At 71.9% G+C, this 21,250-nt stretch carries 25 protein-coding genes and 1 pseudogene; 16 read left to right on the top strand and 10 right to left on the bottom strand.

Translation table 11 applies throughout. The features are described 5' to 3' along the window. Window positions 1–41: 41 nt before the first annotated feature. Window positions 42–656, bottom strand: a complete 615-nt coding sequence (locus tag IE096_RS04935) for a nucleotidyltransferase family protein (protein WP_229819919.1) — start codon at window positions 654–656, stop codon at window positions 42–44. 158 nt (window positions 657–814) lie between these two features. Between IE096_RS04935 and IE096_RS04930 the strand changes: the two genes are divergently transcribed. Further along, window positions 815–1,177 (top strand): DUF5955 family protein, encoded by a 363-nt coding sequence (locus IE096_RS04930; protein ID WP_189448681.1) that lies wholly within the window; start codon window positions 815–817, stop codon window positions 1,175–1,177. A 104-nt stretch (window positions 1,178–1,281) separates the two neighbouring features. On the opposite strand, the gene IE096_RS04925 is transcribed toward IE096_RS04930, so the two are convergent. Then, complete coding sequence (locus IE096_RS04925; RefSeq protein WP_189448679.1) at window positions 1,282–2,055, bottom strand: IclR family transcriptional regulator; 774 nt, start codon at window positions 2,053–2,055, stop codon at window positions 1,282–1,284. Between the two features lie 194 nt (window positions 2,056–2,249). Here IE096_RS04925 and allB point away from each other — a divergent pair, with 194 nt between their 5' ends. Both allB and alc read left to right on the top strand, forming a co-directional pair. Beyond that, complete coding sequence (allB, locus tag IE096_RS04920) at window positions 2,250–3,581, top strand: allantoinase AllB (RefSeq protein ID WP_189448678.1); 1,332 nt, start codon at window positions 2,250–2,252, stop codon at window positions 3,579–3,581. Next, on the top strand, window positions 3,581–4,753 hold the full coding sequence (alc, locus tag IE096_RS04915) for an allantoicase (RefSeq protein WP_189448676.1): 1,173 nt from the start codon (window positions 3,581–3,583) through the stop codon (window positions 4,751–4,753). Before allB ends, alc begins: the two co-directional genes overlap by 1 nt. Here alc and IE096_RS04910 read toward each other — a convergent pair. The 4 genes from IE096_RS04910 to IE096_RS04895 are packed head-to-tail and all read right to left on the bottom strand — an operon-like array spanning window position 4,693 to window position 6,692. Further along, window positions 4,693–5,214 carry a GNAT family N-acetyltransferase gene (locus tag IE096_RS04910; protein ID WP_189448674.1) on the bottom strand — a complete coding sequence of 174 codons (522 nt, stop codon included), beginning with the start codon at window positions 5,212–5,214 and terminating at the stop codon, window positions 4,693–4,695. The genes alc and IE096_RS04910 overlap by 61 nt on opposite strands. Next, window positions 5,208–5,873 (bottom strand): TenA family protein, encoded by a 666-nt coding sequence (locus IE096_RS04905; protein WP_189448673.1) that lies wholly within the window; start codon window positions 5,871–5,873, stop codon window positions 5,208–5,210. The genes IE096_RS04910 and IE096_RS04905 overlap by 7 nt, the downstream gene beginning before the upstream one ends. Window positions 5,874–5,892: 19 nt before the next feature. After that, window positions 5,893–6,042 (bottom strand): DUF6126 family protein, encoded by a 150-nt coding sequence (locus tag IE096_RS04900; protein ID WP_189449725.1) that lies wholly within the window; start codon window positions 6,040–6,042, stop codon window positions 5,893–5,895. Next, window positions 6,039–6,692 (bottom strand): helix-turn-helix domain-containing protein, encoded by a 654-nt coding sequence (locus IE096_RS04895; protein WP_189448672.1) that lies wholly within the window; start codon window positions 6,690–6,692, stop codon window positions 6,039–6,041. Before IE096_RS04895 ends, IE096_RS04900 begins: the two co-directional genes overlap by 4 nt. Before the next feature lie 191 nt (window positions 6,693–6,883). On the opposite strand from IE096_RS04895, the gene IE096_RS04890 reads away from it, so the two are divergent. From IE096_RS04890 to IE096_RS32060, 11 genes and pseudogenes are all read left to right on the top strand, one after another. Further along, entirely contained in the window at window positions 6,884–7,291 is a 408-nt protein-coding gene (locus tag IE096_RS04890; RefSeq protein ID WP_189448671.1) for a guanyl-specific ribonuclease, read from the top strand. A 114-nt stretch (window positions 7,292–7,405) separates the two neighbouring features. Then, complete coding sequence (locus tag IE096_RS04885) at window positions 7,406–7,987, top strand: TetR/AcrR family transcriptional regulator (RefSeq protein WP_189448670.1); 582 nt, start codon at window positions 7,406–7,408, stop codon at window positions 7,985–7,987. 14 nt (window positions 7,988–8,001) lie between these two features. Next, window positions 8,002–8,598: a DUF4865 family protein gene (locus tag IE096_RS04880; RefSeq protein WP_189448669.1), complete on the top strand. Its 597-nt coding sequence runs from the start codon at window positions 8,002–8,004 to the stop codon at window positions 8,596–8,598. A 121-nt stretch (window positions 8,599–8,719) separates the two neighbouring features. After that, complete coding sequence (locus tag IE096_RS04875) at window positions 8,720–9,955, top strand: cytochrome P450 family protein (protein ID WP_373298009.1); 1,236 nt, start codon at window positions 8,720–8,722, stop codon at window positions 9,953–9,955. 109 nt (window positions 9,956–10,064) lie between these two features. After that, entirely contained in the window at window positions 10,065–10,814 is a 750-nt protein-coding gene (locus IE096_RS04870; protein ID WP_189448668.1) for a GntR family transcriptional regulator, read from the top strand. A 204-nt stretch (window positions 10,815–11,018) separates the two neighbouring features. Further along, window positions 11,019–12,029: a sugar ABC transporter substrate-binding protein gene (locus IE096_RS04865; protein WP_444544779.1), complete on the top strand. Its 1,011-nt coding sequence runs from the start codon at window positions 11,019–11,021 to the stop codon at window positions 12,027–12,029. Then, window positions 12,026–13,066: an ABC transporter permease gene (locus tag IE096_RS04860; protein WP_189448666.1), complete on the top strand. Its 1,041-nt coding sequence runs from the start codon at window positions 12,026–12,028 to the stop codon at window positions 13,064–13,066. The genes IE096_RS04865 and IE096_RS04860 overlap by 4 nt, the downstream gene beginning before the upstream one ends. Beyond that, window positions 13,033–13,938, top strand: coding sequence for an ATP-binding cassette domain-containing protein (locus IE096_RS04855; RefSeq protein WP_229819918.1), 906 nt, complete (start codon window positions 13,033–13,035; stop codon window positions 13,936–13,938). Before IE096_RS04860 ends, IE096_RS04855 begins: the two co-directional genes overlap by 34 nt. Before the next feature lie 203 nt (window positions 13,939–14,141). Next, the gene (locus IE096_RS04850) at window positions 14,142–15,263 is read left to right on the top strand and encodes an ROK family glucokinase (protein WP_126916654.1); all 1,122 of its coding nucleotides are present in this window, start codon (window positions 14,142–14,144) and stop codon (window positions 15,261–15,263) included. Between the two features lie 5 nt (window positions 15,264–15,268). Continuing rightward, a complete protein-coding gene (locus IE096_RS04845) occupies window positions 15,269–15,829 on the top strand; it encodes a hypothetical protein (RefSeq protein WP_229819917.1) in 561 nt (186 codons plus the stop codon). A gap of 157 nt (window positions 15,830–15,986) precedes the next feature. Continuing rightward, window positions 15,987–16,115: pseudogene (locus tag IE096_RS32060) on the top strand (GNAT family N-acetyltransferase); the annotation flags it as partial. A 194-nt stretch (window positions 16,116–16,309) separates the two neighbouring features. Here the strand turns inward: IE096_RS32060 and IE096_RS04835 are convergent. Both IE096_RS04835 and IE096_RS04830 read right to left on the bottom strand, forming a co-directional pair. Continuing rightward, complete coding sequence (locus tag IE096_RS04835; RefSeq protein ID WP_229819916.1) at window positions 16,310–16,927, bottom strand: GNAT family N-acetyltransferase; 618 nt, start codon at window positions 16,925–16,927, stop codon at window positions 16,310–16,312. A gap of 193 nt (window positions 16,928–17,120) precedes the next feature. Next, window positions 17,121–17,627 carry a cupin domain-containing protein gene (locus IE096_RS04830; protein ID WP_189448658.1) on the bottom strand — a complete coding sequence of 169 codons (507 nt, stop codon included), beginning with the start codon at window positions 17,625–17,627 and terminating at the stop codon, window positions 17,121–17,123. A gap of 150 nt (window positions 17,628–17,777) precedes the next feature. On the opposite strand from IE096_RS04830, the gene IE096_RS04825 reads away from it, so the two are divergent. Next, entirely contained in the window at window positions 17,778–18,284 is a 507-nt protein-coding gene (locus tag IE096_RS04825) for a MarR family winged helix-turn-helix transcriptional regulator (protein ID WP_189448657.1), read from the top strand. Window positions 18,285–18,664: 380 nt separating this feature from the next. On the opposite strand, the gene IE096_RS04820 is transcribed toward IE096_RS04825, so the two are convergent. Together IE096_RS04820 and IE096_RS04815 are read right to left on the bottom strand one after the other, a co-directional pair. Beyond that, complete coding sequence (locus tag IE096_RS04820) at window positions 18,665–19,060, bottom strand: cupin domain-containing protein (RefSeq protein ID WP_189448655.1); 396 nt, start codon at window positions 19,058–19,060, stop codon at window positions 18,665–18,667. Beyond that, a complete protein-coding gene (locus tag IE096_RS04815; protein WP_189448654.1) occupies window positions 19,057–20,505 on the bottom strand; it encodes an MFS transporter in 1,449 nt (482 codons plus the stop codon). The genes IE096_RS04820 and IE096_RS04815 overlap by 4 nt, the downstream gene beginning before the upstream one ends. A gap of 57 nt (window positions 20,506–20,562) precedes the next feature. On the opposite strand from IE096_RS04815, the gene IE096_RS04810 reads away from it, so the two are divergent. Further along, window positions 20,563–21,228: a TetR/AcrR family transcriptional regulator gene (locus tag IE096_RS04810; RefSeq protein WP_189448652.1), complete on the top strand. Its 666-nt coding sequence runs from the start codon at window positions 20,563–20,565 to the stop codon at window positions 21,226–21,228. Window positions 21,229–21,250 lie beyond the last annotated feature (22 nt).

Raw genomic sequence — 21,250 nt, 5'->3', positions numbered from 1 at the left:
AGTTTTCTCATTGTGGAAGTTCAATGGGGTGTCGGCGCGGCTCAGCGCAGGAGGCCGAGATCGTCCGGAGTGTCGACGTCGTCGGGCGAGGCGACGTCCGCGCACTCCACGAGCCGTACGGCGGCGGCGTGTTGCCGCAGATAGGCCCGCGCGCCCATGTCCCCGCCGGCCGCCCGGGCCGCGCCCGCCCAGTGCTCCCGGGCGAGCAGCACCGGGTGCCCCCGCTCGCCCCCGTACGTCGCCGCCGCGAGCCTCGCCCCCGCCCGGTGCGCGGCCAGCACCCGGGCCACCGCCTCGGAGCCGACGCGCGGCTGGTCGACGAGCGTCACCAGCGCCGCCGTCGCCGGGTCCGCGGCGGTGGCCGGCGCCGCCAGCCCGGCCCGCAGGGACGTGCCCATGCCCAGGGCCCAGTCGGGGTTGTCCACGAGGGCGACGTCCGCCGCCGTGCCGAGCCGGGCGCGTACCTCCGCCGCTCCCGCGCCCACGACCACGTACACCGGGGCGCAGCCGCCCTCGCGCAGCACCCGCACCGCGTGCTCCACCAGCAGGCCGCCCCGGAACTCCAGCAACGCCTTGGGCCGCCCACCGAGCCGCCGGCCGCCGCCGGCCGCCAGCAGCAGCCCCGCGACCGGTCCGCCGTCCGTCATCCAAGCCATGGCCCCTGCATACCGTATGGGCGACCGCGTGTGCGTCGTACGGGAGTTCGTCACTCGTACGTGAACGCGCGGCCTGAATTTCGCTGTGAGTGTGGCGCGTCACACGTGAAGTGGCGTTAACTGATCCGCGCGGGCGGGCGTGCGGGAGGGGGACAGTCGTGGCGGAAGGCGCCGTGGTGGTGGAAGAGGAGCGGACGGGACGATCCGGCGAGGAGCCGGACCCGAGAGCCGGTGACCTGGGCGCCGCGGTGGCCAGGCTCCGCCGGGCGCTGGCCGGGCACCCCGCGCCCTTACCCGACAGGGACGCCGCCGAGGACGAACTGGCCGCGCTCGACGCGATGGCGCGCACGGGGCACCCGGACGTCTCCCGGTTGCGGCGCTCGCTGCTGTTGGTGGCGGGAGCGGTGGGATCCGTGAGCGCGCTGGGGTCGGCGCTCGGTGAAGTGCGGGCCGCGGTCGACCGGTTCGGGGACGTTCCGGGCGCCCCGGAAGGGGTGCCGAGCCCCCGCGAAGGTGGCTGAGCGGCGTCGGCGCGTCCGCCGGGTGGGGTGCCCCGGTCCCGCCCTTTCTCCGTTTCCCGGGGCTCTGCCCCGGACCCCGGCCGGGGGCGCCGGACGGGCTGAATTCAGCCCGCGAGCGTCTCCGACAGTTCCGCCGCGACCTCCCGCAGCAGCGGCACGATCCGTTCCGTCGCGGCCTCCGTGACGCGGCCCGCCGGGCCCGAGATGGAGATGGCCGCCGACGTGGGGGAGTCGGGCACCGGCACCGCGAGGCAGCGGACGCCGATCTCCTGCTCGTTGTCGTCCATCGCGAAGCCCGACTCGCGCACCCGGGCGAGCTCCGTCAGGAAGTCCTCCGGCGACGTGATCGTCTTCTCCGTCGCGGCCGGCATGCCCGTCCGCAGCAACAGCGCCCGCACCTCGTCGTCCGGGGCCTGGGCCAGCAGCGCCTTGCCCACACCCGTGGAGTGCGGCAGCACCCGCCGGCCGACCTCCGTGAACATCCGCATCGAGTGCCGCGAGGGCACCTGGGCCACATAGACGACCTCGTCCCCGTCGAGCAGCGCCATGTTGGCCGTCTCGCCGGTCTCGTCCACCAGCCGCGCGAGGTGGGGGCGGGCCCAGGTGCCGAGCAGCCGTGAGGAGCTCTCGCCGAGGCGGATCAGCCGGGGGCCCAGCGCGTAGCGCCGGTTGGGCTGCTGCCGGACGTATCCACAGGCCACCAGCGTGCGCATCAGCCGGTGGATGGTGGGCAGCGGCAGCCCGCTGCTCGTGGACAGTTCGCTCAGCCCGACCTCGCCGCCGGCGTCGGCCATCCGCTCCAGCAGGTCGAATGCGCGCTCGAGGGACTGGACGCCGCCGCTGGCGGAGGCGGTTCGGGGCTCGGCGGACGGGGGCACGGCGCTCCTTCCGGGATGGGTGGCAGCAGCCTACCGGCCACCCCACGTGTTACGGGCTCTGTCACATGCTGGTTTCTACCAGGTGAAATCAGGATTCCATATAACGAAAGGACTCTTGACGGGGTCGCGGGGCGGCTGAAGACTGCGGGCAGCGCTGTTCAACAAACCGTTGACGATTCGTCGAGGGGCGGACGGTGGACCTGCTGCTGCGTTCGACACGAGTGGTGACCCCGGAGGGCGTGTGCGCCGCCGCCGTCGCCGTGACCGGCGGCCGGATCGCCGAGGTCCTGCCCCACGGGACCGAGCCGCCCCCGGGAACCCCCGTCGAGGAACTGGGCGACGACGTCATCCTGCCCGGTCTCGTCGACACCCATGTGCACGTGAACGACCCCGGCCGGGCCGAGTGGGAGGGTTTCGCGACCGCCACCAGGGCGGCCGCCGCCGGCGGGGTCACCACGCTCGTCGACATGCCGCTCAACAGCATCCCGCCCACCACCACCGTGCCCCACCTGCGCGCCAAACAGGCCGTGGCCCGGGGCCGGGCCCACATCGACGTGGGCTTCTGGGGCGGTGCGCTGCCCGGCAACCCGGACGACCTGCGCCCCCTGCACGACGCCGGTGTCCTCGGCTTCAAGGCATTCCTCTCCCCGTCCGGCGTCGACGAGTTCCCCCACCTGGACCGCCACGACCTGGACGCCGTCGCGACCCGGATCGCCGAGCTCGACGCCCTGCTGATCGTCCACGCCGAGGACCCGGACCGGCTGGCCGGGGCCCCGCAGCGCGGCGGCCCGCGCTACGCCGACTTCCTCGCCTCCCGGCCGCGCGCCGCCGAGCACGAGGCGATCGCCGCGCTCGTCGACGTCGCGCGCCGCCGGGGCACCCGCGTCCATGTACTGCACCTGTCCTCCGCCGACGCCCTGCCCCTGATCGCCGCCGCCCGCGCCGAGGGCGTACGGATCACCGCCGAGACCTGTCCGCACTTCCTGACCCTGACCGCCGAGGAAGTGCCGGACGGGGCCACCGAGTTCAAGTGCTGCCCGCCGATCCGCGAGGCCGCCAACCGGGACGCCCTGTGGGCCGGGCTGGCCGACGGGGTCATCGACTGCGTCGTCTCCGACCACTCGCCCTGCACGGCCGACCTCAAGGTCCCCGACTTCGCGGAAGCCTGGGGCGGGATCTCCTCCCTCCAGCTGGGCCTGCCCGCCGTCTGGACCGAGGCCCGGCGGCGCGGCCGCACCCTGGCCGACGTCGCCCGCTGGATGTCCACCGCTCCCGCCGCCCTCGCCGGCCTGTCCGCCAAGGGCGCCGTCGAGGCGGGCCGGGACGCCGACTTCGCCGTCCTCGCCCCCGACGAGACCTTCACCGTCGACGCGGCCGCACTCCACCACCGCAACCCCGTCACCGCCTACGCGGGCCGGACCCTGACCGGCGTCGTCCGGTCCACCTGGCTGCGCGGCCGCAAGGTGACCGACCACGGCACCCCCACTTCCCTCACCGCATCCACCGGCCGACTCCTGGAGCGCTGATGAGCATTCCCTCCTTCGCCGGCGGCGCCGCCCCGTACACCGGCGGCGACCCCTACGCCGACTACCGGACCGCCGACTTCCCCTTCACCCACCTCCCCGACCTCGCCGACCGCCGGCTGGGCGGCTCGGTGATCGCCGCCAACGACGAGTTCTTCGCCGAGCGCGAGAACCTGATCAAACCGGAGGCACCGCACTTCGACCCCGCGCTCTTCGGCCACAAGGGCAAGGTGATGGACGGCTGGGAGACCCGCCGCCGGCGCGGCGCCACGGCCGGCGAGCCGCACCCCTCGGACGAGGACCACGACTGGGCGATCGTCCGGCTCGGCGTGCCCGGCGTCGTCCGGGGCGTGATCGTCGACACCGCCCACTTCCGCGGCAACCACCCGCACGCCGTCGGTGTGGAGGGCGCCTCGCTGCCCGGCTCGCCGTCCCCGGCCGACCTGCTCGCCGACGACGTGAAGTGGACGGTCCTCGTCCCCCGCACCCCCGTCGGCGGGCACGCCGCCAACGGCTTCGCCGTCGGGGGCGGGGAGCGCTTCACCCACCTGAGACTCAGTCAGTTCCCCGACGGGGGCATAGCCCGGCTGAGGGTCCACGGCGAGGCCGCCCCCGACCCCGCATGGCTGGCGGCGCTGGGCACCTTCGACCTCGCCGCGCTGGAGAACGGCGGGCACGCCGAGGACGCCTCCGACCGCTTCTACTCCTCCCCGGCGAACGCCATCCACCCGGGCCGCTCCCGCAAGATGGACGACGGCTGGGAGACCCGCCGCCGCCGCGACCGCGGCCACGACTGGGTGCGCTACCGGCTCACCGGGCAGGCGTCCCTCCGGGCCGTGGAGATCGACACCGGCTGCTACAAGGGCAACGCGGCCGGGTGGGCGGCCCTGTCCGTCCTGGACGCCGCCACGGGCGCCGACCCCGCCGACCACACCACCGGCTGGCGGGAACTGCTGCCCAGGACCCGGCTGGAGCCGGACACCGTGCACCGCTTCGTCCTGGACCGGCCCGCCGTCGCCACCCACGTCCGGGTGGACATCTTCCCCGACGGGGGCATCGCGCGGCTGCGCGTCCACGGCTCGCTGACGGAGGAGGGCCTCCACTCGCTAGGGGGTCAGGCCAGCGTGCGGCTCATGAACAGCGCCGTCTCGCCCTCCGCCGCCGTCCCCCGGTAGAGGGTGGTGTCCAGCCCGCACACCGCGAACCCCATGCGGCGGTACGCCTGGATCGCGGGCGCGTTGACGCTCGTCACCTCCAGCCAGGCCGTCCGGGCGCCCAGTTCACGGCCGCGCGCGAGGGCGCGGTCCATCAGGCCGCGGCCTATGCCCTGCCCCCGGCGGCCGGGGGCGACCCGGACGTCGGCGACGAACAGCCTGCGGTTCCAGGACTCGTACGCGAAGGTGATCGCGCCGCACAGCTCCGCGCCGTCCTGGGCGACGACGGTCTCGCGGGGGCGGTCGTCCTCGTCCTCGTCGTCCGGGTAGACCTTGCGCAGCGGGGGGCTCACCCGCACCGTGCGCAGGCGGAAGCCGTCGTCCGAGGCGGTGACCACGATGATGGAGTCAGTGGTGAAGGAGTTGTCGAGCGCGTCGACACGGGCCAGCTCGTCGGCTTGCGCCGAACGGTAGTTCAGCATGCCGCGAGCGTAGCCCAGAACATCAGTTCATAGTCCTGGAGCAGACGACCGTAACGGCGCGCCGGCCGTTCCGTGAGCCGGCCGTCCACCAGGCCGGTGCCCACGGCCGCCAGCGCGCGCTCGGCGCCCTCGGGGTCGGGCGCGGCGAACAGGTCGAAGAAGCCGCACGCCTCGTCGTCGAAGCCGTAGTGCTCGCGCAGGGCCCGGCCCACCGTGGCGCAGTAGTCGCCCCACGCCGTGAAGTTGGCGCACAGGGCCACGACCACGTCGACGGGCTCGGCGCCCAGCGCCAGCCAGGCCACGTACGCCGGATACGCCTGGCAGCCGGCGCGCGGCTCGTGCTCCCGCACCGCCTCCTCGTCCAGCCGGCAGGCGGCCGCGAGCGGGCCGAGGCGGTCCAGCGCCCGGGACTCGTCCCGGGCGAGGTGGTCGAAGAAGGCGGCGACGGCGGGCTGCCGCAGCAAGGCGGCCCGTTCGGCGAGGTGGAGGAAGCTGCGGGCGTCGGAGGCGATGACGTGGTGCTGTTCGAGGGTGAAGGCGGCGACGGCGGCCAAGGGGGCGTCGCCCGCCGCGATCAGCGGGACCAGGCGGTTCGCCCCCGCCTCCGGTGCCAGCTCGCGCGTCGCTTCGTCGAGGACTTGCCGGGCTGTACGGGCCATGGGACCAGGGTAGCCAGGGCTACTTCGCCCCGCCGAGATAGAAGAGGAGGAAGAAGAAGGCCACGATGAAGTGGACGGCGACGAGGTAGATGAAGACCCGGAACGTCATGCCCATCGGGGCCCGGTCCTCCTCGCGGAACTGCTTCGAGCCGGTCGCGTTGTCGCTCATCGGATTCCCCTCTGGTTCGGTGACGCGGCGCCGAGGCACAGCTCGGCGGCGCCGCTCTGGAGCAGTGTGTGGAGGAACAGCAGGTCCACCCCGCCGGGTGACGCGGCGGCGATGCGGTGGGGGGTGAGGGAGTCGAAGTGGGCGGCGTCCCCGGCGTCGAGCAGGTGGGTGGTCCCGCCCAGCGACAGCCGGAGCCGTCCCCGGGTGACGTAGAGCCATTCCTCGCCCGGGTGGACTCGGACCAGCTCCTCCTGGCTGTCCCGGCCCTGCGGCACGTGCAGCCGCAGCGCCTGCATGGCGCGGCCCGAGCCGCCGGCCCGCCAGTAGGTCCAGCCGCCCGCCTCCTGCGGCTCCATGCGGTCGGCGCGGACGATCGGGTCGAGCTCGGCGGGCACCTCGCCCAGGAGGTCGGATACGGTCGTACCGTAGGTCCGTGCCAGCGCCAGCAGCATGGGGAGGGACGGCGTGCGCCGTCCGGTCTCCAGCCGCGACAGATGCGCGGGGGACAGGCCCACCCGGGCCGCGGCGGCCTCCAGGGTCAGCCCGCTCCGCCTGCGCAGCGCGCGCAGTCGCGGGGCCACGGCGGGCAGTTCGGTCACCTCGTGGGGGCCCTCGTGGGGGCCCTCTTGGGGGTCGGGCAGCGAACTCATGGTTCCGGTATAGACCCGCTCTTGCCTACTGGGCAAAATTTTTGCCCCAAAGGCAAAATCCCTCTTTTTTCGTCTCCGTGCGTGGCGGCGTGGACACAGGCGATCTGCCCCCGTCAACGTGATGAACGTCAAGGAAACATCAGAAGATTGGCGTTGACATGTCATACCGCCGCACGGCCATCCTGATGTCCATGACAACCCCCCATCGTCTCGTGCGCTTCGGCGCCCTCGCCGCCGTCGCCGGCACCCTGCTCTTCGGCACCCCCGCCGTGGCCGCCCCGTCGGCCGCTCCCTCGGTGATGGGCGTGCAGTCCGTCGGCGACATCTGCTACTCGGAGCTGCCCGCCCAGGCCCACGACACCATCCGGCTGATCGACCAGGGCGGCCCCTTCCCGTACCCGCGGGACGGGATCGTCTTCTCCAACCGCGAGGGCGTCCTCCCCAAGCAGTCGAGCGGCTACTACCACGAGTACACCGTCATCACCCCGGGCTCCCCGGACCGCGGCGCGCGCCGTGTCATCACCGGCAGGAACGCGCACGAGGACTACTACACGGCCGACCACTACCGGAGCTTCGACCTCGTCGACTTCTCCTGCTGATCCCTTCGCCTTCGTTTTTCGCTCGCGTCAAGGAGCCCCGTCACCGATGCGCGGTGACGGGGCTCCGGCGTTCCCTCAAGATCAGTTGTACCTACTGGTATGTACACTGGGATCATGAGCACCCCGGAACGCCTCATCGAGAGCACCCGTGAACTCCTGTGGGAGCGCGGCTACGTCGGTACGAGCCCCAAGGCGATCCAGCAGCGCGCAGGCGCCGGCCAGGGCAGCATGTACCACCACTTCTCCGGCAAGCCCGACCTCGCCCTCGCCGCGATCCGGCGCACCGCCGAGGAGCTCCGGGCCGCCGCCGAGGAGCGGTTCGCCGCGCCCGGCACGGCCGTCGAGCGGGTCACGGCGTATCTGCGGCGCGAGCGGGAGGTCCTCAAGGGTTGCCCCATCGGCCGGCTCACCCAGGACCCCGACGTCATGGCCGACCCCGTGCTGCGCGCACCCGTCGACGAGACCTTCGCCTGGCTGCGGGGCCGGATCGCGGACGTGCTGGCCGAGGGCCGGGACCGCGGTGAGCTCGACGCCGGGCTCGACCCCGCCGACACCGCCTCGACCGTGGTGGCCGTCCTCCAGGGCGGCTACGTCCTCGCCCGCGCCGCCGGATCGGAGGAGCCCTTCCGGCGGGCCGTCGACGGCGTCCTGGGACTGCTCGCAGCGCACACCACCACCGGGCGCCGAACCGACTGAGGGAAAGAGCCGCCATGTACGCCATGCAGTACGAGATCACCCTGCCCGCCGACTACGACATGACCACCATCCGGGAGCGGGTGGCGGCCCGGGCCCACGTCCTCGACGACCGCGCGGGGCTGGGGCTGAAGGCCTACGTCATCCGGGAACGCGGAGTCGACGGCTCGCCGGTCAACCAGTACGCCCCCTTCTACCTGTGGGACGGCGTCGGCGCGATGGGCGAGTTCCTGGTCGGCGGCGGGGGATTCCAGGGCATCGTCGCCTCCTTCGGCCGCCCGGCCGTCCACCACTGGACCGGCATCGCCTGCCAGGCGGGCCCGGCCCGCTCCGCCGCGCCGCGCGCGGCCTCCCGGCTGCTGACCCCGATGCCCGCCGCCGCCGACCCCGCGACCGTGATGGCGGACGCGCTCGGCGAACTGGACGGGCTCGCGGGCCGGGCCGGGGCGCACACCACCGCGCTGGCCTTCGACCCCCGCCACTGGCAGCTGCTGCGCTTCACGCTGTGGGAGCACTCCGTTCCGCCGGGCGAGGACGAGCGCGCCGAGCGCTACGAGGTGCTGCACCTGTCGCACCCCCACCTGGCCGAGCTCCCCGAGGGCCGCCACTGGTGACGGCCCGTCGGACGGAGGCCAACCCCCTTCGTGCCGACCCCGCTTGACGGTGTGCCGGACTCGTCCGCACGGCCGATGGCGGTCGGCCTTACCCGCGCGTAGGGTGAGCGAGTCGAACAACATGCCGACGCGTCGGGGGGTAGTCGTGACAGCAGTGGCGGAAGAGCGGGACGGGACGGTCGATCTGGCGGCGATGGGCGCGGAACTGGCCCGGGACCCCTACCGGGTCTACGCCGCCCTGCGCGAGCGGGGCCCCGTCCACCGGGTACGGATGCCGGAGGGGGCGGTCTGCTGGCTCGTCGTCGGCTACGACGAGGTACGCGCCGCCCTCAACGACCCCACCCTCTCCAAGGACTGGAGGAACGCGGCGCCCGACATGGCCCTGCCGCCCGTCGCCGCCGGCCCGCACATGCTCATCACCGACCAGCCGAACCACACCCGGCTGCGGAAGCTGGTCGCCAAGGAGTTCACCGCGCGCCGCGTCGAGGCCATGGCCCCGCGCGTCCAGCAGCTCACCGACGAGCTCCTCGACACGATGCTGGCCGCCCCGGACCGCCGCGCCGACCTCGTCGAGGCGCTGTCCTTCCCGCTGCCCATGAGCGTCATCTGCGAGCTGCTCGGCGTGCCCGACCTCGACCGGGCGGCCTTCCGCCGCTGGTCGAACACCGCCATCGGCGCGGAGCCGCCCCAGGCGAAGCTCAAGGCCGCCGAGGAGGTCGGCGCCTATCTGCGGGACCTCGTCGCCGCCAAGCGGGAGAAGCCCGGCGACGACCTGCTCAGCGCCCTGATCCGCACCACCGACGAGGACGGCGACCGGCTCTCGTCCGAGGAGCTCCTCGGCATGGCCTGGATCCTGCTGGTCGCCGGCCACGAGACGACCGTCAACCTCATATCGAACGGCGTCCTCGCCCTGCTGCGCCACCCCGACCAGCTCGCCGACCTGCGCGCCGACTTCGGGCTCCTCGAAGGCGCCGTCGAGGAGATGCTGCGCTACGACGGCCCCGTCGAGACCTCCACCTTCCGCTTCACCACCGAGCCCCTGGAGATCGGCGGCACCGTCATCCCCGGCGGCGGTGAGCTCGTCCTCGCCGCCCTGTCCGACGCCGACCGCGACCCGGCCCGCTTCGAGGAATCCGGCCGTTTCGACATCCACCGCGACGCCCGCGGCCACGTCGCCTTCGGCCACGGCATCCACTACTGCGTGGGCGCGCCCCTGGCGAGGCTGGAGGCGAGGATCGCCATCCGCTCCCTGCTGGAGCGCTGCCCCGACCTGGCCCTCGACAGCCACCCCGACGCGCTCACCTGGCGCGAGGGCCTACTGATGCGAGGCCCACACCACTTGCCGGTGCGCTTCTGAGGAGGGCGCCCCTTACGGGGCGCCCCGCCAGAGGGCCCGGTGGTCCGGATGTCCGGACATCCGGACCACCGGACTACCCGACATCAGGCCACACGACTACGCTCCCCCCGTGGCCACGCACCAACCCCTCCAGTTCACCCTCGACCGGGGCAGCCCGGTCCCGCTCTACTTCCAGCTCTCCCAGCAGTTGGAGGCCGCCATCGAGCGGGGCGAGCTCGCCCCCGGCAGCCTGCTCGGCAACGAGATCGAGCTCGCGGGACGGCTGGGCCTGTCCCGGCCCACCGTCCGCCAGGCCATCCAGTCGCTCGTCGACAAGGGCCTGCTCGTCCGCCGCCGGGGCGTGGGCACCCAGGTCGTCCACAGCCAGGTCAAACGCCCCCTGGAGCTCAGCAGCCTCTACGACGACCTCGAGGAGGCCGGCCAGAAGCCCGCCACCCGGGTGCTGCGCCGCGTCGTCGAGCCCGCCACGGCCCGGGTCGCCGCCGCCCTCGGCGTCGCCGAGGGGGCCGACGTCCTCCTGGTGGAGCGGCTGCGCCTGGCGCACGGCGAGCCGATGGCCGCCCTGCGCAACCACCTGCCCGTCGGGCTGCTCGACCTCGACGACGAGGCGCTGGAGCGCACCGGGCTCTACCGGCTGATGCGCATGGCCGGCATCACCCTCCACAGCGCCCGGCAGACGATCGGGGCGCGCGCCGCGAGCCCCGCCGAGGGCGAGCTGCTGGCCGAGCCGGAGGGGGCGCCGCTGCTGACGATGGAGCGGACGACCTTCGACGACACCGGCCGCGCGGTCGAGTTCGCCTCGCACCTCTACCGGGCGTCACGCTACGCGTTCGACTTCCAGCTCCTGGCGCGGTCGTAGCCGCCCCCGCCCTGTCCTGTCGTAAGAATGTTCTGACAAAGTCTTGACGGAGTGTGGTGAACGCCACTAGAACTCCACCCACAAAGAGCAGCCCCGGCGCCCCCGCCGACAGCGGTGACGGATGGTGACGGATACTTGGGCGGCCGGGCCCGTGGGATAGGGGTCCGGCCGCACCGTGACAGACAGTGAGAAGGGCAAGTCCTCGTGGCAAGGGTTCGGACAGGCGTACGCGCGGTGAGTGCCGTGCTGGCAGCGGTGCTCGGCGCCACACTCGCTGGATGCAGCAGCACGGGCGGCAAGCGCGCCGAGGAGCGGGCCGCCAAGGCCGCCCAGGGGCGGGCCGCGGTCGACACCCCCCGGTGGACCTTCGCGATGGTCACCCACTCGGGCGATGGCGACACCTTCTGGGACATCGTGCAGAACGGTGCCAAGCAGGCGGCGGCCAAGGACAACATCAAATTCCTCTACGCCCACGACGTCGAGGGCAACAAGCAGGCGCAGAACGTCCAGGCCATGATCGACCAGAAGGTCGACGGCCTGATCGTCACGCTCGCCAAGCCCGACGCCATGAAGGACGTCGTCGCCAAGGCGGTGAAGGCCGGCATCCCGGTGATCACCGTGAACTCGGGCTCCGACAAGTCCAAGGAGTTCGGCGCGCTCACCCACATCGGCCAGGACGAGGTCATCGCCGGCGAGGCCGTCGGCGAGCAGCTCAACCAGCGCGGCAAGAAGAAGGCCGTCTGCGTCCTCCACGAGCAGGGCAACGTCGGCCACGAGCAGCGCTGCGAAGGCGTGAAGAAGGCATTCAAGGGCGAGGTGCAGAACCTCTACGTCGAGGGCACCAACATGCCCAGCGTGCAGTCCTCCATCGAGGCGAAGCTCCAGTCCGACAAGGACATCGACGCCGTCGTCACCCTCGGCGCCCCCTTCGCCCCCACCGCCGTGAAGGCCGCCCAGCAGGCCGGCAGCAAGGTCGAGGTCGACACCTTCGACCTCAACGCCAAGGTCGCCGAGGCCCTCCAGAACGGCTCCCTCGGCTTCGCCGTCGACCAGGACCCGTACCTCCAGGGCTACGAGGCCGTCGACCTGCTCTGGCTCTACCGGTACAACCGCGACATGCTCGGCGGTGGCCGCCCGGTCCTCACCGGCCCGCAGATCGTCACCAAGGACGACGCGAAGACCCTCGCCGAGTACACGAAGCGGGGCACCCGATGAGTACAGCGACAACCGCACGGGCCGACGAGCGGCTCGTCCACCGCGGCGTGCTCCGCCGGATGCTCGGCCGCCCCGAGCTGGGCGCGGTCGTCGGCGCGGCGGCGGTCTTCCTCTTCTTCTCGTTCGTCGCCGACAGCTTCCTGCGCGCGTCCAGCCTCTCCACGGTGCTGTACGCGTCCTCGACGATCGGCATCATGGCGGTCCCCGTCGCCCTGCTGATGATCGGCGGCGAGTTCGACCTGTCGACCGGTGTGATGGTCACGACCTCCGCCCTGGTCTCGTCGATGTTCAGCTACCAGATGACGGCGAACGTCTGGGTCGGCGTCGGGGTCTCCCTGCTGACGACCCTGGCCATCGGCTTCTTCAACGGCTTCATGCTCACCCGCACCAAACTGCCGAGCTTCATCATCACGCTCGGCACGTTCCTCATGCTCACCGGCCTGAATCTGGGCTTCACCAAGCTCATCAGCGGCACCGTCTCCACCAAGACCATCGGTGACATGGAAGGCTTCGGCTCCGCCCACGCCGTCTTCGCCTCCCACCTCACCGTCGGCGGTGTCGACCTGCAGGTGACGATCCTCTGGTGGTTCGGCCTCGTCGCCCTGGCCACCTGGATCCTGCTGCGCACCCGCGTCGGCAACTGGATCTTCGCCGTCGGCGGCGGCTCCGACGCCGCCCGGGCCGTCGGCGTCCCGGTCAACAAGACCAAGATCGGCCTCTATATGGCCGTCGCCTTCTGCGCCTGGATCTCCGGCCAGCACCTCCTGATGTCCTACGACGTGGTGCAGTCCGGCGAGGGCGTCGGCAACGAGTTCCTCTACATCATCGCGGCCGTCATCGGCGGCTGCCTGATGACCGGCGGCTACGGCTCCGCCATCGGCTCGGCGGTCGGCGCCTTCATCTTCGGCATGACCAGCAAGGGCATCGTGTACGCGCAGTGGAACCCGGACTGGTTCAAGTTCTTCCTCGGCGCGATGCTGCTCCTCGCGACCCTGCTCAACGCATGGGTCCGCAAGCGCGCGGAGGCGAGCAAGTGACCGCACTCGTCAAGCTCACCGACGTGAGCAAGTTCTACGGCAACATCCGGGCGCTCGAGGGCGTCTCCCTGGAGGTCCACCCGGGCGAGATCACCTGCGTCCTCGGTGACAACGGCGCCGGCAAGTCGACGCTCATCAAGATCATCGCGGGCCTCCACCAGCACGACACCGGCACCTTCGAGATCGACGGCGAGGAGACCCGGCTGGCCTCCCCCCGCGAGGCCCTCGACCGCGGCATCGCCACGGTCTACCAGGACCTCGCCGTCGTCCCCCTGATGCCGGTCTGGCGCAACTTCTTCCTCGGCTCCGAGCCGACGACGGGCGCGGGCCCCTTCAAGCGCCTCGACGTGCGGAAGATGCGCGAGACCACCCGCGCGGAGCTCCTGCGCATGGGCATCGACCTGCGCGACGTCGACCAGCCGATCGGCACCCTCTCCGGCGGCGAGCGCCAGTGCGTGGCCATCGCCCGCGCCGTGTACTTCGGCGCGAAGGTCCTCGTCCTGGACGAGCCGACGGCGGCGCTCGGCGTCAAGCAGTCCGGCGTCGTCCTCAAGTACGTCGCGGCCGCGCGGGACGCCGGCCTCGGCGTGGTCTTGATCACGCACAACCCCCACCACGCCTACCTCGTCGGCGACCGTTTCGTCCTCCTCAAGCGGGGCGCCATGGCGGGCAGCCACCCGAAGTCCGGGATCGCGCTCGACGAGCTCACCCGGCAGATGGCGGGCGGCAGCGAGCTCGACCAGCTCAGCCACGAACTGGAGCGGGCCCCGGGCCCGGACGTGATCGGCGGCAGAAGGATCGAGCCGGAACCGGAGGAGTCGGACAAGCCGGGCAAGTCGGAGAGGGTGGACGAGCCGGAGAAGGACGGCTGACCCCCTCGTGGAACACCGGGCGGGCGCGGACGGCGGGAACCGTACGCGCCCGCCCTCCGTCCTTACGGGACGATTGCCCACAACCGGGTGACCAGCGCCGTTGTGCGTCGTGACCCGTCAGTGAGGCACAATCGGCCACGACCGCATGACCGCATCCACGAGGCCCACGGCCTCACGAGACCACCGCAGGGGCTACGACCGCGATGAGCATGTACCGCGAGCGGGTACACCGGGGCAGCGCCACAGCGACCGTGCTCCGCACGGTCGGCACACGCGAGCGGCGCTCGCACCTCACCGCCCCGCGCGTCCCCACGGTCGGCATCGACATCGGCGGCACCAAGGTGATGGCGGGTGTCGTGGACGCCGACGGCAACATCCTGGAGAAGCTCCGCACCGAGACCCCGGACAAGTCCAAGAGCCCCAAGGTCGTCGAGGACACCATCGTCGAGCTCGTACTCGACCTCTCCGACCGCCACGACGTCCACGCCGTGGGCATCGGTGCCGCCGGCTGGGTCGACGCCGACCGCAACCGGGTCCTCTTCGCCCCCCACCTGTCCTGGCGCAACGAACCGCTGCGCGACCGCCTCGCCGGCCGTCTCGCCGTGCCCGTCATGGTCGACAACGACGCCAACACCGCCGCCTGGGCCGAGTGGCGCTTCGGCGCCGGCCGGGGCGAGGACCACCTCGTCATGATCACCCTCGGTACGGGCATCGGCGGCGCCATCCTCGAGGACGGCCAGGTCAAGCGCGGCAAGTTCGGCGTCGCCGGCGAATTCGGCCATATGCAGGTCGTCCCCGGCGGCCACCGCTGCCCCTGCGGCAACCGCGGCTGCTGGGAGCAGTACAGCTCCGGCAACGCGCTCGTCCGCGAGGCCCGCGAGCTCGCCGCGGCCGAGTCCCCGGTGGCGTACGGGATCATGGACCGCGTCGGCGGCAACGTCAAGGAGATCACCGGCCCGCTGATCACCGAGCTGGCCCGCTCCGGGGACGCCATGTGCGTCGAGCTCCTCCAGGACATCGGCCAGTGGCTCGGCGTCGGCATCGCCAACCTCGCCGCCGCCCTCGACCCCTCGTGCTTCGTCATCGGCGGTGGCGTCAGCGCCGCCGACGACCTGCTGATCGGCCCCGCCCGCGACGCCTTCCGCCGCCACCTCACCGGCCGCGGTTACCGCCCCGAGGCCCGCATCGTCAAGGCCCAGCTCGGCCCCGAGGCCGGCATGGTCGGCGCCGCCGACCTCGCCCGCCTCGTCGCCCGCCGCTTCCGCCGCGCCAACCGCCGCCGGGTGGAGCGCTACGAGCGCTACGCGCGGGCGGGCCGGGGGTGACCGCCGTGCAGCCCGAACAGCTCACCACCCCCGGCGAACCGCCGGTCCCGCCCCGGCGCGCCCCCCGCTGGGTCAAACCCCTGATCGTCTTCCTGCTCGTCGCCATCCCCGCCGGGTACCTCTACATCTCCGCGATGCAGAGCCGCAGTGGCAGCGAGTCCAAGCGCGAGGAAGCGGCCCAGACGGGGCTGGAGTCCGGCTGGCCGTCCCGGCTGCAGCGCCGCATCTACGGGATGACGGTGCCGCCGGGCGCCGCGTACGTCGCCCACTACGAGACCAACTCGTGGAAGTCCAGCTCGCTGTACCTCCAGTTCACCACCACCGGCGACAGGCTCGACCACTGGCTGGAGCAACTCGGCACCTCCGCCGCCGAACTCCAGCCCGGCAAGGTCACCATCGACAAGGACGAGGCGGACGTCGTCGGCTGGAAGTTCGGCCCCGAAGACCACCACTGGCGGGGCACGGCCGTCTCCCACGACAAGCCCGAGCCGAACTTCGAGATCGTCGTCAACTGGGACAACCCCAACCGCCCCCGCGCGTATGTGATCTCCACGACGACTCCGTAGTGACGGCTTCGTACCTCAGCTGGAGGACCGGTTCCTTTGCGGATGAGCACGTATGCTGCCGCGCATGGAGATCCGCACAGCCTCCGACGAGGACTGGCCGGGCATCTACCGGTTCTACTCCGTGAGCCGAGGGCCAGACCCTCGAAGAGGCGCGGCCGTGGTCGACCCGGCCCACCAGGGCAAGGGCATCGGGCGGGCTCTTGGCGAACACGTCATCGACTGGAGCCGCGCGGAGGGCTTCCGGGGGATCCAGTTCAACGCGGTCGTGGAAGCCAACAGGCCGGCGTCCTCGTCGGGCTGCACGTGATGCACTGCCGGCTCTGAGCGGGACGGTGGTTCCTGGTGGCCAGGGCGCCGCTACGGCCGGCCGTAGACGTGATTGACCCGCATGGTGTGCCCTGCCGGGGGCGAGAGGGGCGGCCCCGCAGGCCCTTCCGAGCAAACCGGCTACCCCCCCGGCGTACGGCCGGTGTTCCTGCTTCAGGGCCGGTAGACGCACTCCGCCAGTGTCGCGTGCTTCTTCCAGCCCAGCGTCTCGTACAGCGCGCGCCCGGCGTCGGTCGCACCGAGAACGCCGAGGACCGCGCCCGTCTCCAGGGCGTGGTCGGTGAGCGTACGCATCACGAAATTGCCCAGCCCGCGCCGCCGATGGGCCTCATCGGTCGTCACCCGGTCCACGACCACGGCTTCCCCGAGGAGCGCCATCTGCCCCTGGGCCGCCTGCTTGCCCGCCGCATCCAGCACACGAGCGTAGGTGACGGCTCCGAGGGTCTCCACGGTCGCGGTGTACCCCTCGGGCGCGACCGGGTGCGTGGCCATCAGGTCAACGGCCATCAGATGGCCGCTCTCCTCCCAGGCCCACCCCTGGGGCAGCCAGGACTCGATCTCCTCCGGCTCGGCGGGCATCTTCATCCACGTCCGCGGCGCGGACACCGAGGCCGCGGCGCTGCGGACCAACGACTCCTCGGCCTCGGGCAGGACATGGCGTCCCACTTCGTCGGGGTTGCCGACCACCTCTACATAGAACCCCCAGGGCTTCTCGACGGGCGGGGGCGTCCGCCGGGACACGGCCCAGCCCGCCACCCAAGTCCTGACCATGTCCGCAACCATCAAGCCCTCCCGAAGCGGTGGCCGTACCAACGGCCAGGTAATAGGCAGCAGTCGAGATCACACATTACGTCGCCATGCGGTCCGCGGCATCTGTTTTCCCCCGAGCTCGGCCGCGACTCCGGGACCGGACGTGGGGGATGCCCCCGAGGCCGTCGGCGGTGGTCCGCTACACCGTCCGCGCCTAGAAGTCCTCCTCGAAGTAGCTGTCGTGCCGGACACGGAACTCCTTGAGTTCCTCGCCGCCGCGCTGTGACATCTCCGCGATCCTTTCGAAGAACTCCTCGCGCGGGGCGCCCGGGGAGAAGAGCATGAGCATCGACATGGGCTCGTCCGTCACGTTCTTGAAGGCGTGGAGGCCGCCGACGGGCACGTACAGGAAGTCACCGGCGCGGCCCGTCACCCACTTCTCGCCGTTGAAGAGCTCCAGTTGCCCGGAGAGGACGTAGAAGGACTCCGACATCGCCTTGTGGAAATGGGTCTTGGCGCCGGCGGCCCGCGCTGCCAGGTCCACCTTGTACAGGCCGTACTCGCCGCCGGTCGACTCGTGGGTGGCGAGGTAGTGGTAGGCGTCGCCGCGGGGCGAGGTGAGCTCCGGCGGGGTGTCGGCGGTGCGGAAGGACGCGTTCACCTCGCCCCGGTCTCCGTGGTAACGGGGAGCGGGGTACTGGGGGTGCTGCGGGTACGACATCGTGCGCTCCTGCCTGTCGTTCAACCTTGGGAATCTCGGCAGTGAGATAAGAGCACCTCGACTCTCTTAGGGTCAAGTATCTCGAATCTAAGAGAATCAGCGCTGGTAGAGTCTCCGTCGAGAGAGTCTGTATCGAGAGGAGCGGCCGCGATGAGCGACGCTGTGGACGCGATCATCGGCCAGTGGATCGAGGAGCGCGCCGAGGTGGAGGACGACCTCTGGCCGGTGCAGCTCTTCGGGCGCATCCAGCGGCTGGCCGTGGTGGTGGAGAAGGCGGTCAAGGCGAACGCCACCAAACACGGCCTGGACGTCGGTGAGTTCGACGTCCTCACCACGCTGCAGCGCTCCGGGCCGCCCTACGCCCTCACCGCCGGGACCTTCCTCAAGGCGTCCATGGTGTCCTCCGGCACGATCACCAACCGCATCGACAAGATGGAGGCCAAGGGCCTCGTGAAACGAGTGCGCGACGGAGAGGACCGGCGCACCGTCAAGATCCACCTCACCGAGCACGGGCACGAGGTCGCACGGGCCGTCTTCACCGACCACCTGGCGAACTACGCGCGGCTGCTCGCCGACGTGGACCGCGACCTGGTCGACAACGCCGCCGAGGCCCTCCGGCCGGTACTGGAGGCCCTGGGCGACACCACCCTCAACTGACGACCGCTCGGCACACGGCCGACGAGAAGACGCCCGCGCTCGCCTCGATCCGTCCCGTCGCGATCAACGCGCCCGGGGGCGCGGGGACGGTGGCCGGCCGTCTTGTGGTGGCCGATGATCCATCCTGCCGAAGGCAAGCGCCTCACCAGCAATCCGGCGCCCGCCCGCCCGTCCTCGTCGCCGTTCCGGAACCACAAGGTGCCGGGCCGCCTGCACCGTGCACCGTGACGGGGGACACCTCAGCCCGACGGCCGGGTGGACGACGTGCCGCTTTCGCCGGCGAGACCGAGGACGTCCAGGCTGTGGCGTCCGCGATCACCTTGAGTGCCCGCCGCGGGCAGCGCCGCCCTGAACAAATGGGACCGAGCATGCTCGGTGATTCAGTGGATGTCGGTGCGCCTTTCGAGGCGGGTGCCGCGGCGAAGGGTGATCGACATGAGGTCGCTCGGAGAGTCCAGTTCCAGGCGGTGCCAGCGACCTCGGGGAACGATCACGGCGGCACCCGCCGGCAACTGCACTGCCTCGCTGGATTCGCCGGGTCCGGTGGGGCGGAAGTAGATCCGGGCGCCGCCTGCCAGGCAGCACACCGCCTCGTCCGCCTCCGGGTGCATTTCCCAGTGGTCGGCGTGGACGTCGGCGTCGGTCTCCACGTGGAAGGTCGCGATCTGCCATGCGCCCGAGTCGCTGCTCGCCATCCGGCGTTCGGCGGCCCGGACGTCGCCGTCGGGGTGGAACAGCAGTGCCGAGGCGAACAGGTCGATGGGTGTCGTCGTCATGACGGTGTTCCTTCCAGTTGATTCTCTGTGGGGGCGGCGGTGTGCGGGGTGGTCGGCGCAGCGCGGTGGCGGGGCAGTACGGCGGTCGCTACGGCCGCGGCCAGCAGGAAGAGCGCGGCGGTGACCGCCAGGCCCAGGGCGTAGCCGTCGTTCAGAGCGGCGGGGTCGGTGGCCGCGCCGGTGCGGTGCGCAGCGACGGTTGCGAGGACGGCCAGGCCGATGCAGCCGCCGAGCTGGCGGGAGCTGTTGAAGACGCCTGATGCCATGCCGGCCTCGCGGGGGGTGACGCCTGTGGTCGCGGCGGCGGCGACCGGAGCCAGGATCAGTCCGGTGCCGATGCTGGTGAGGATGGACGGGCCGAGTACGTCGGCGAGGAAGCCGCCGTCCGGATCGATGGTGGCGAACCAGGCCAGCCCTGCGGCGGCCAGCAGCGCGCCGGGCACCAGAGCCGCGCGCGGGGAGCGGGAGGAGGTGATGCGGGTCGCGGCGACGGTGCCCGCGACCAGACCGACGGAGAAGGGCAGGAAGGCGGCACCGGTGGCAGCGGCGCCCATGCCCAGGACCTGTTGCAGATACAGGGACACGAAGTAGAAGGCGGTGAACTGCCCGGCCGCCGCGAGGAACACCAGGACGTTGGCGCCGGCGACCCAGCGGCTGCGCAGCAGCCCGAGGCGCAGCAGCGGTGCCGGGGCCCGGGATTCGGTGACGACGAAGGCGGCCAGCAGTACGGCCGAGGCGGCGAGGGCCACCAGCGTGGCGGGGGAGCCCCACCCGACCGTGTCGGTGCGGACGACCCCGAACACCAGCAGCCCGATTCCGCAGGTCGCCAGGATGGCGCCGAGCATGTCCGGAGCCTCGCGCCGGGTGGGAGGTGCGTCGGCGGGCACGCCCGCGGGGACCAGCGCGAGAGCCGCCGCGACGATGGGCAGGTTGATCAGCATGACCCACCGCCAGCCCGCGTACTGCGTCAGCAGCCCGCCCGCGAGCACACCCAGTGCGCCGCCCGCCGCGTTCACCGCGCTCCACACCCCGAGCGCCCGGGTGCGCCGAGGCCCCTCGGGGAACGTGGCGGTCAGCATGGCCAACGCGGCCGGAGCGGCCGCTGCGGCACCCAGGCCCTGGCCGGCCCGGGCGGCGACCAGTTGCCAGGGCGCCTGGGCCAGCCCGCCCGCCAGTGAGCACAGCCCGAAGACCGCCAGGCCCAGCGTGAAGAGCCGACGCCGACCGTAGAGGTCGCAGGCCCGGCCACCCAGCAGCAGAAGTCCGCCGAGTGTGAGCGCGTAGATGTGGACGACCCAGGAGAGGCCGAGCGGGGTGAATCCCAGCGCGAGGCGGATCGCGGGCAGCGCGACGTTGACCACCGACATGTCCAGGGCGACGACGAACTGCGCGACGGCAGCCGCGGCCAGCACGGCTCCGGGACGCCTTCGTAAGTTTCTGTACATGTAAGAAAAGTAGCGCCTGGTGCGTCCCGGTGTCGACACCCAGGGGATGATGGGGGCATGCCGCAACCGCCCGCACCGCGCAAGACTCCCGGCCGACCTCCTCGGATCTCCCGCGACGAGATCATCGGGGCGGCCTTTCGGATCCTGGACGAGGAAGGCGTGGACCGGTTGACGATGCGTCGGCTGGCCACGGAGATCGGCAGTACGCCCATGGCGCTCTACCATCACGTCCGCAACAAGGACGAGCTGCTCGTGCTGCTGCTGGACGACTACGCGACACGGACGCTGCGCCGGCCCGAACTGCCCGCCCGGCCCCGCGAGCGGGTCATCGTCGCCGCGGAGGCGATCCACGAGGTACTGGCAGCCTGCCCCTGGATCGTGACGGTACTGACCGCTGACGACCTGCTCTCCAAGCCCGCGCTGTGGTTTGTCGAGCAAATCGTGGATGGGTTCGTCGACTGCGGGCTGCCCCTCGATCAGGCCGTGCACGGTTACCGCGCGGTCTGGTACTACACAGCCGGAGAGATCACGGTCCGGGCGGCAGCGGCCCGGCGACGGGCGGAAGCCGACCGGCCCATCCACCGGGAGAGCGTCTTCGCCGACCTCGACCCCGACGAGGTTCCCCGGTTGGCACAAGTCGCCGACCGATGGGAGGCGCTGACCGCCCAGGACACCTATTCGGACGGGCTCCGAGCCCTGGTGGACGGCCTCGCCGCCCGGTAACGGCACACCACGGCCACCACGT

The sequence above is a fragment of the Streptomyces abikoensis genome, from assembly GCF_014648775.1.
GTDB classification, from domain to species: domain Bacteria; phylum Actinomycetota; class Actinomycetes; order Streptomycetales; family Streptomycetaceae; genus Streptomyces; species Streptomyces abikoensis.
Note: the sequence above shows the minus strand (reverse complement) of the source record. Positions and strands in the feature narration are given on the sequence as shown.

What these genes read in the sequence shown, in the direction of transcription:
- IE096_RS04860 (WP_189448666.1), top strand. Translation starts at nt 12,026, where the DNA reads ATGAGTACAGCGACAACCGCACGGGCCGACGAGCGGCTCGTCCACCGC.
- IE096_RS04850 (WP_126916654.1), top strand. Translation starts at nt 14,142, where the DNA reads ATGAGCATGTACCGCGAGCGGGTACACCGGGGCAGCGCCACAGCGACC.
- IE096_RS04885 (WP_189448670.1), top strand. Translation starts at nt 7,406, where the DNA reads ATGAGCACCCCGGAACGCCTCATCGAGAGCACCCGTGAACTCCTGTGG.
- IE096_RS04900 (WP_189449725.1), bottom strand. Translation starts at nt 6,042, where the DNA reads ATGAGCGACAACGCGACCGGCTCGAAGCAGTTCCGCGAGGAGGACCGG.
- IE096_RS04830 (WP_189448658.1), bottom strand. Translation starts at nt 17,627, where the DNA reads ATGTCGTACCCGCAGCACCCCCAGTACCCCGCTCCCCGTTACCACGGA.
- IE096_RS04875 (WP_373298009.1), top strand. Translation starts at nt 8,720, where the DNA reads ATGCCGACGCGTCGGGGGGTAGTCGTGACAGCAGTGGCGGAAGAGCGG.
- IE096_RS04815 (WP_189448654.1), bottom strand. Translation starts at nt 20,505, where the DNA reads ATGTACAGAAACTTACGAAGGCGTCCCGGAGCCGTGCTGGCCGCGGCT.
- IE096_RS04825 (WP_189448657.1), top strand. Translation starts at nt 17,778, where the DNA reads ATGAGCGACGCTGTGGACGCGATCATCGGCCAGTGGATCGAGGAGCGC.
- IE096_RS04810 (WP_189448652.1), top strand. Translation starts at nt 20,563, where the DNA reads ATGCCGCAACCGCCCGCACCGCGCAAGACTCCCGGCCGACCTCCTCGG.
- IE096_RS04820 (WP_189448655.1), bottom strand. Translation starts at nt 19,060, where the DNA reads ATGACGACGACACCCATCGACCTGTTCGCCTCGGCACTGCTGTTCCAC.
- IE096_RS04935 (WP_229819919.1), bottom strand. Translation starts at nt 656, where the DNA reads ATGGCTTGGATGACGGACGGCGGACCGGTCGCGGGGCTGCTGCTGGCG.
- alc (WP_189448676.1), top strand. Translation starts at nt 3,581, where the DNA reads ATGAGCATTCCCTCCTTCGCCGGCGGCGCCGCCCCGTACACCGGCGGC.
- IE096_RS04835 (WP_229819916.1), bottom strand. Translation starts at nt 16,927, where the DNA reads ATGGTCAGGACTTGGGTGGCGGGCTGGGCCGTGTCCCGGCGGACGCCC.
- IE096_RS04905 (WP_189448673.1), bottom strand. Translation starts at nt 5,873, where the DNA reads ATGGCCCGTACAGCCCGGCAAGTCCTCGACGAAGCGACGCGCGAGCTG.
- IE096_RS04855 (WP_229819918.1), top strand. Translation starts at nt 13,033, where the DNA reads ATGGGTCCGCAAGCGCGCGGAGGCGAGCAAGTGACCGCACTCGTCAAG.
- IE096_RS04895 (WP_189448672.1), bottom strand. Translation starts at nt 6,692, where the DNA reads ATGAGTTCGCTGCCCGACCCCCAAGAGGGCCCCCACGAGGGCCCCCAC.
- IE096_RS04880 (WP_189448669.1), top strand. Translation starts at nt 8,002, where the DNA reads ATGTACGCCATGCAGTACGAGATCACCCTGCCCGCCGACTACGACATG.
- IE096_RS04910 (WP_189448674.1), bottom strand. Translation starts at nt 5,214, where the DNA reads ATGCTGAACTACCGTTCGGCGCAAGCCGACGAGCTGGCCCGTGTCGAC.
- IE096_RS04890 (WP_189448671.1), top strand. Translation starts at nt 6,884, where the DNA reads ATGACAACCCCCCATCGTCTCGTGCGCTTCGGCGCCCTCGCCGCCGTC.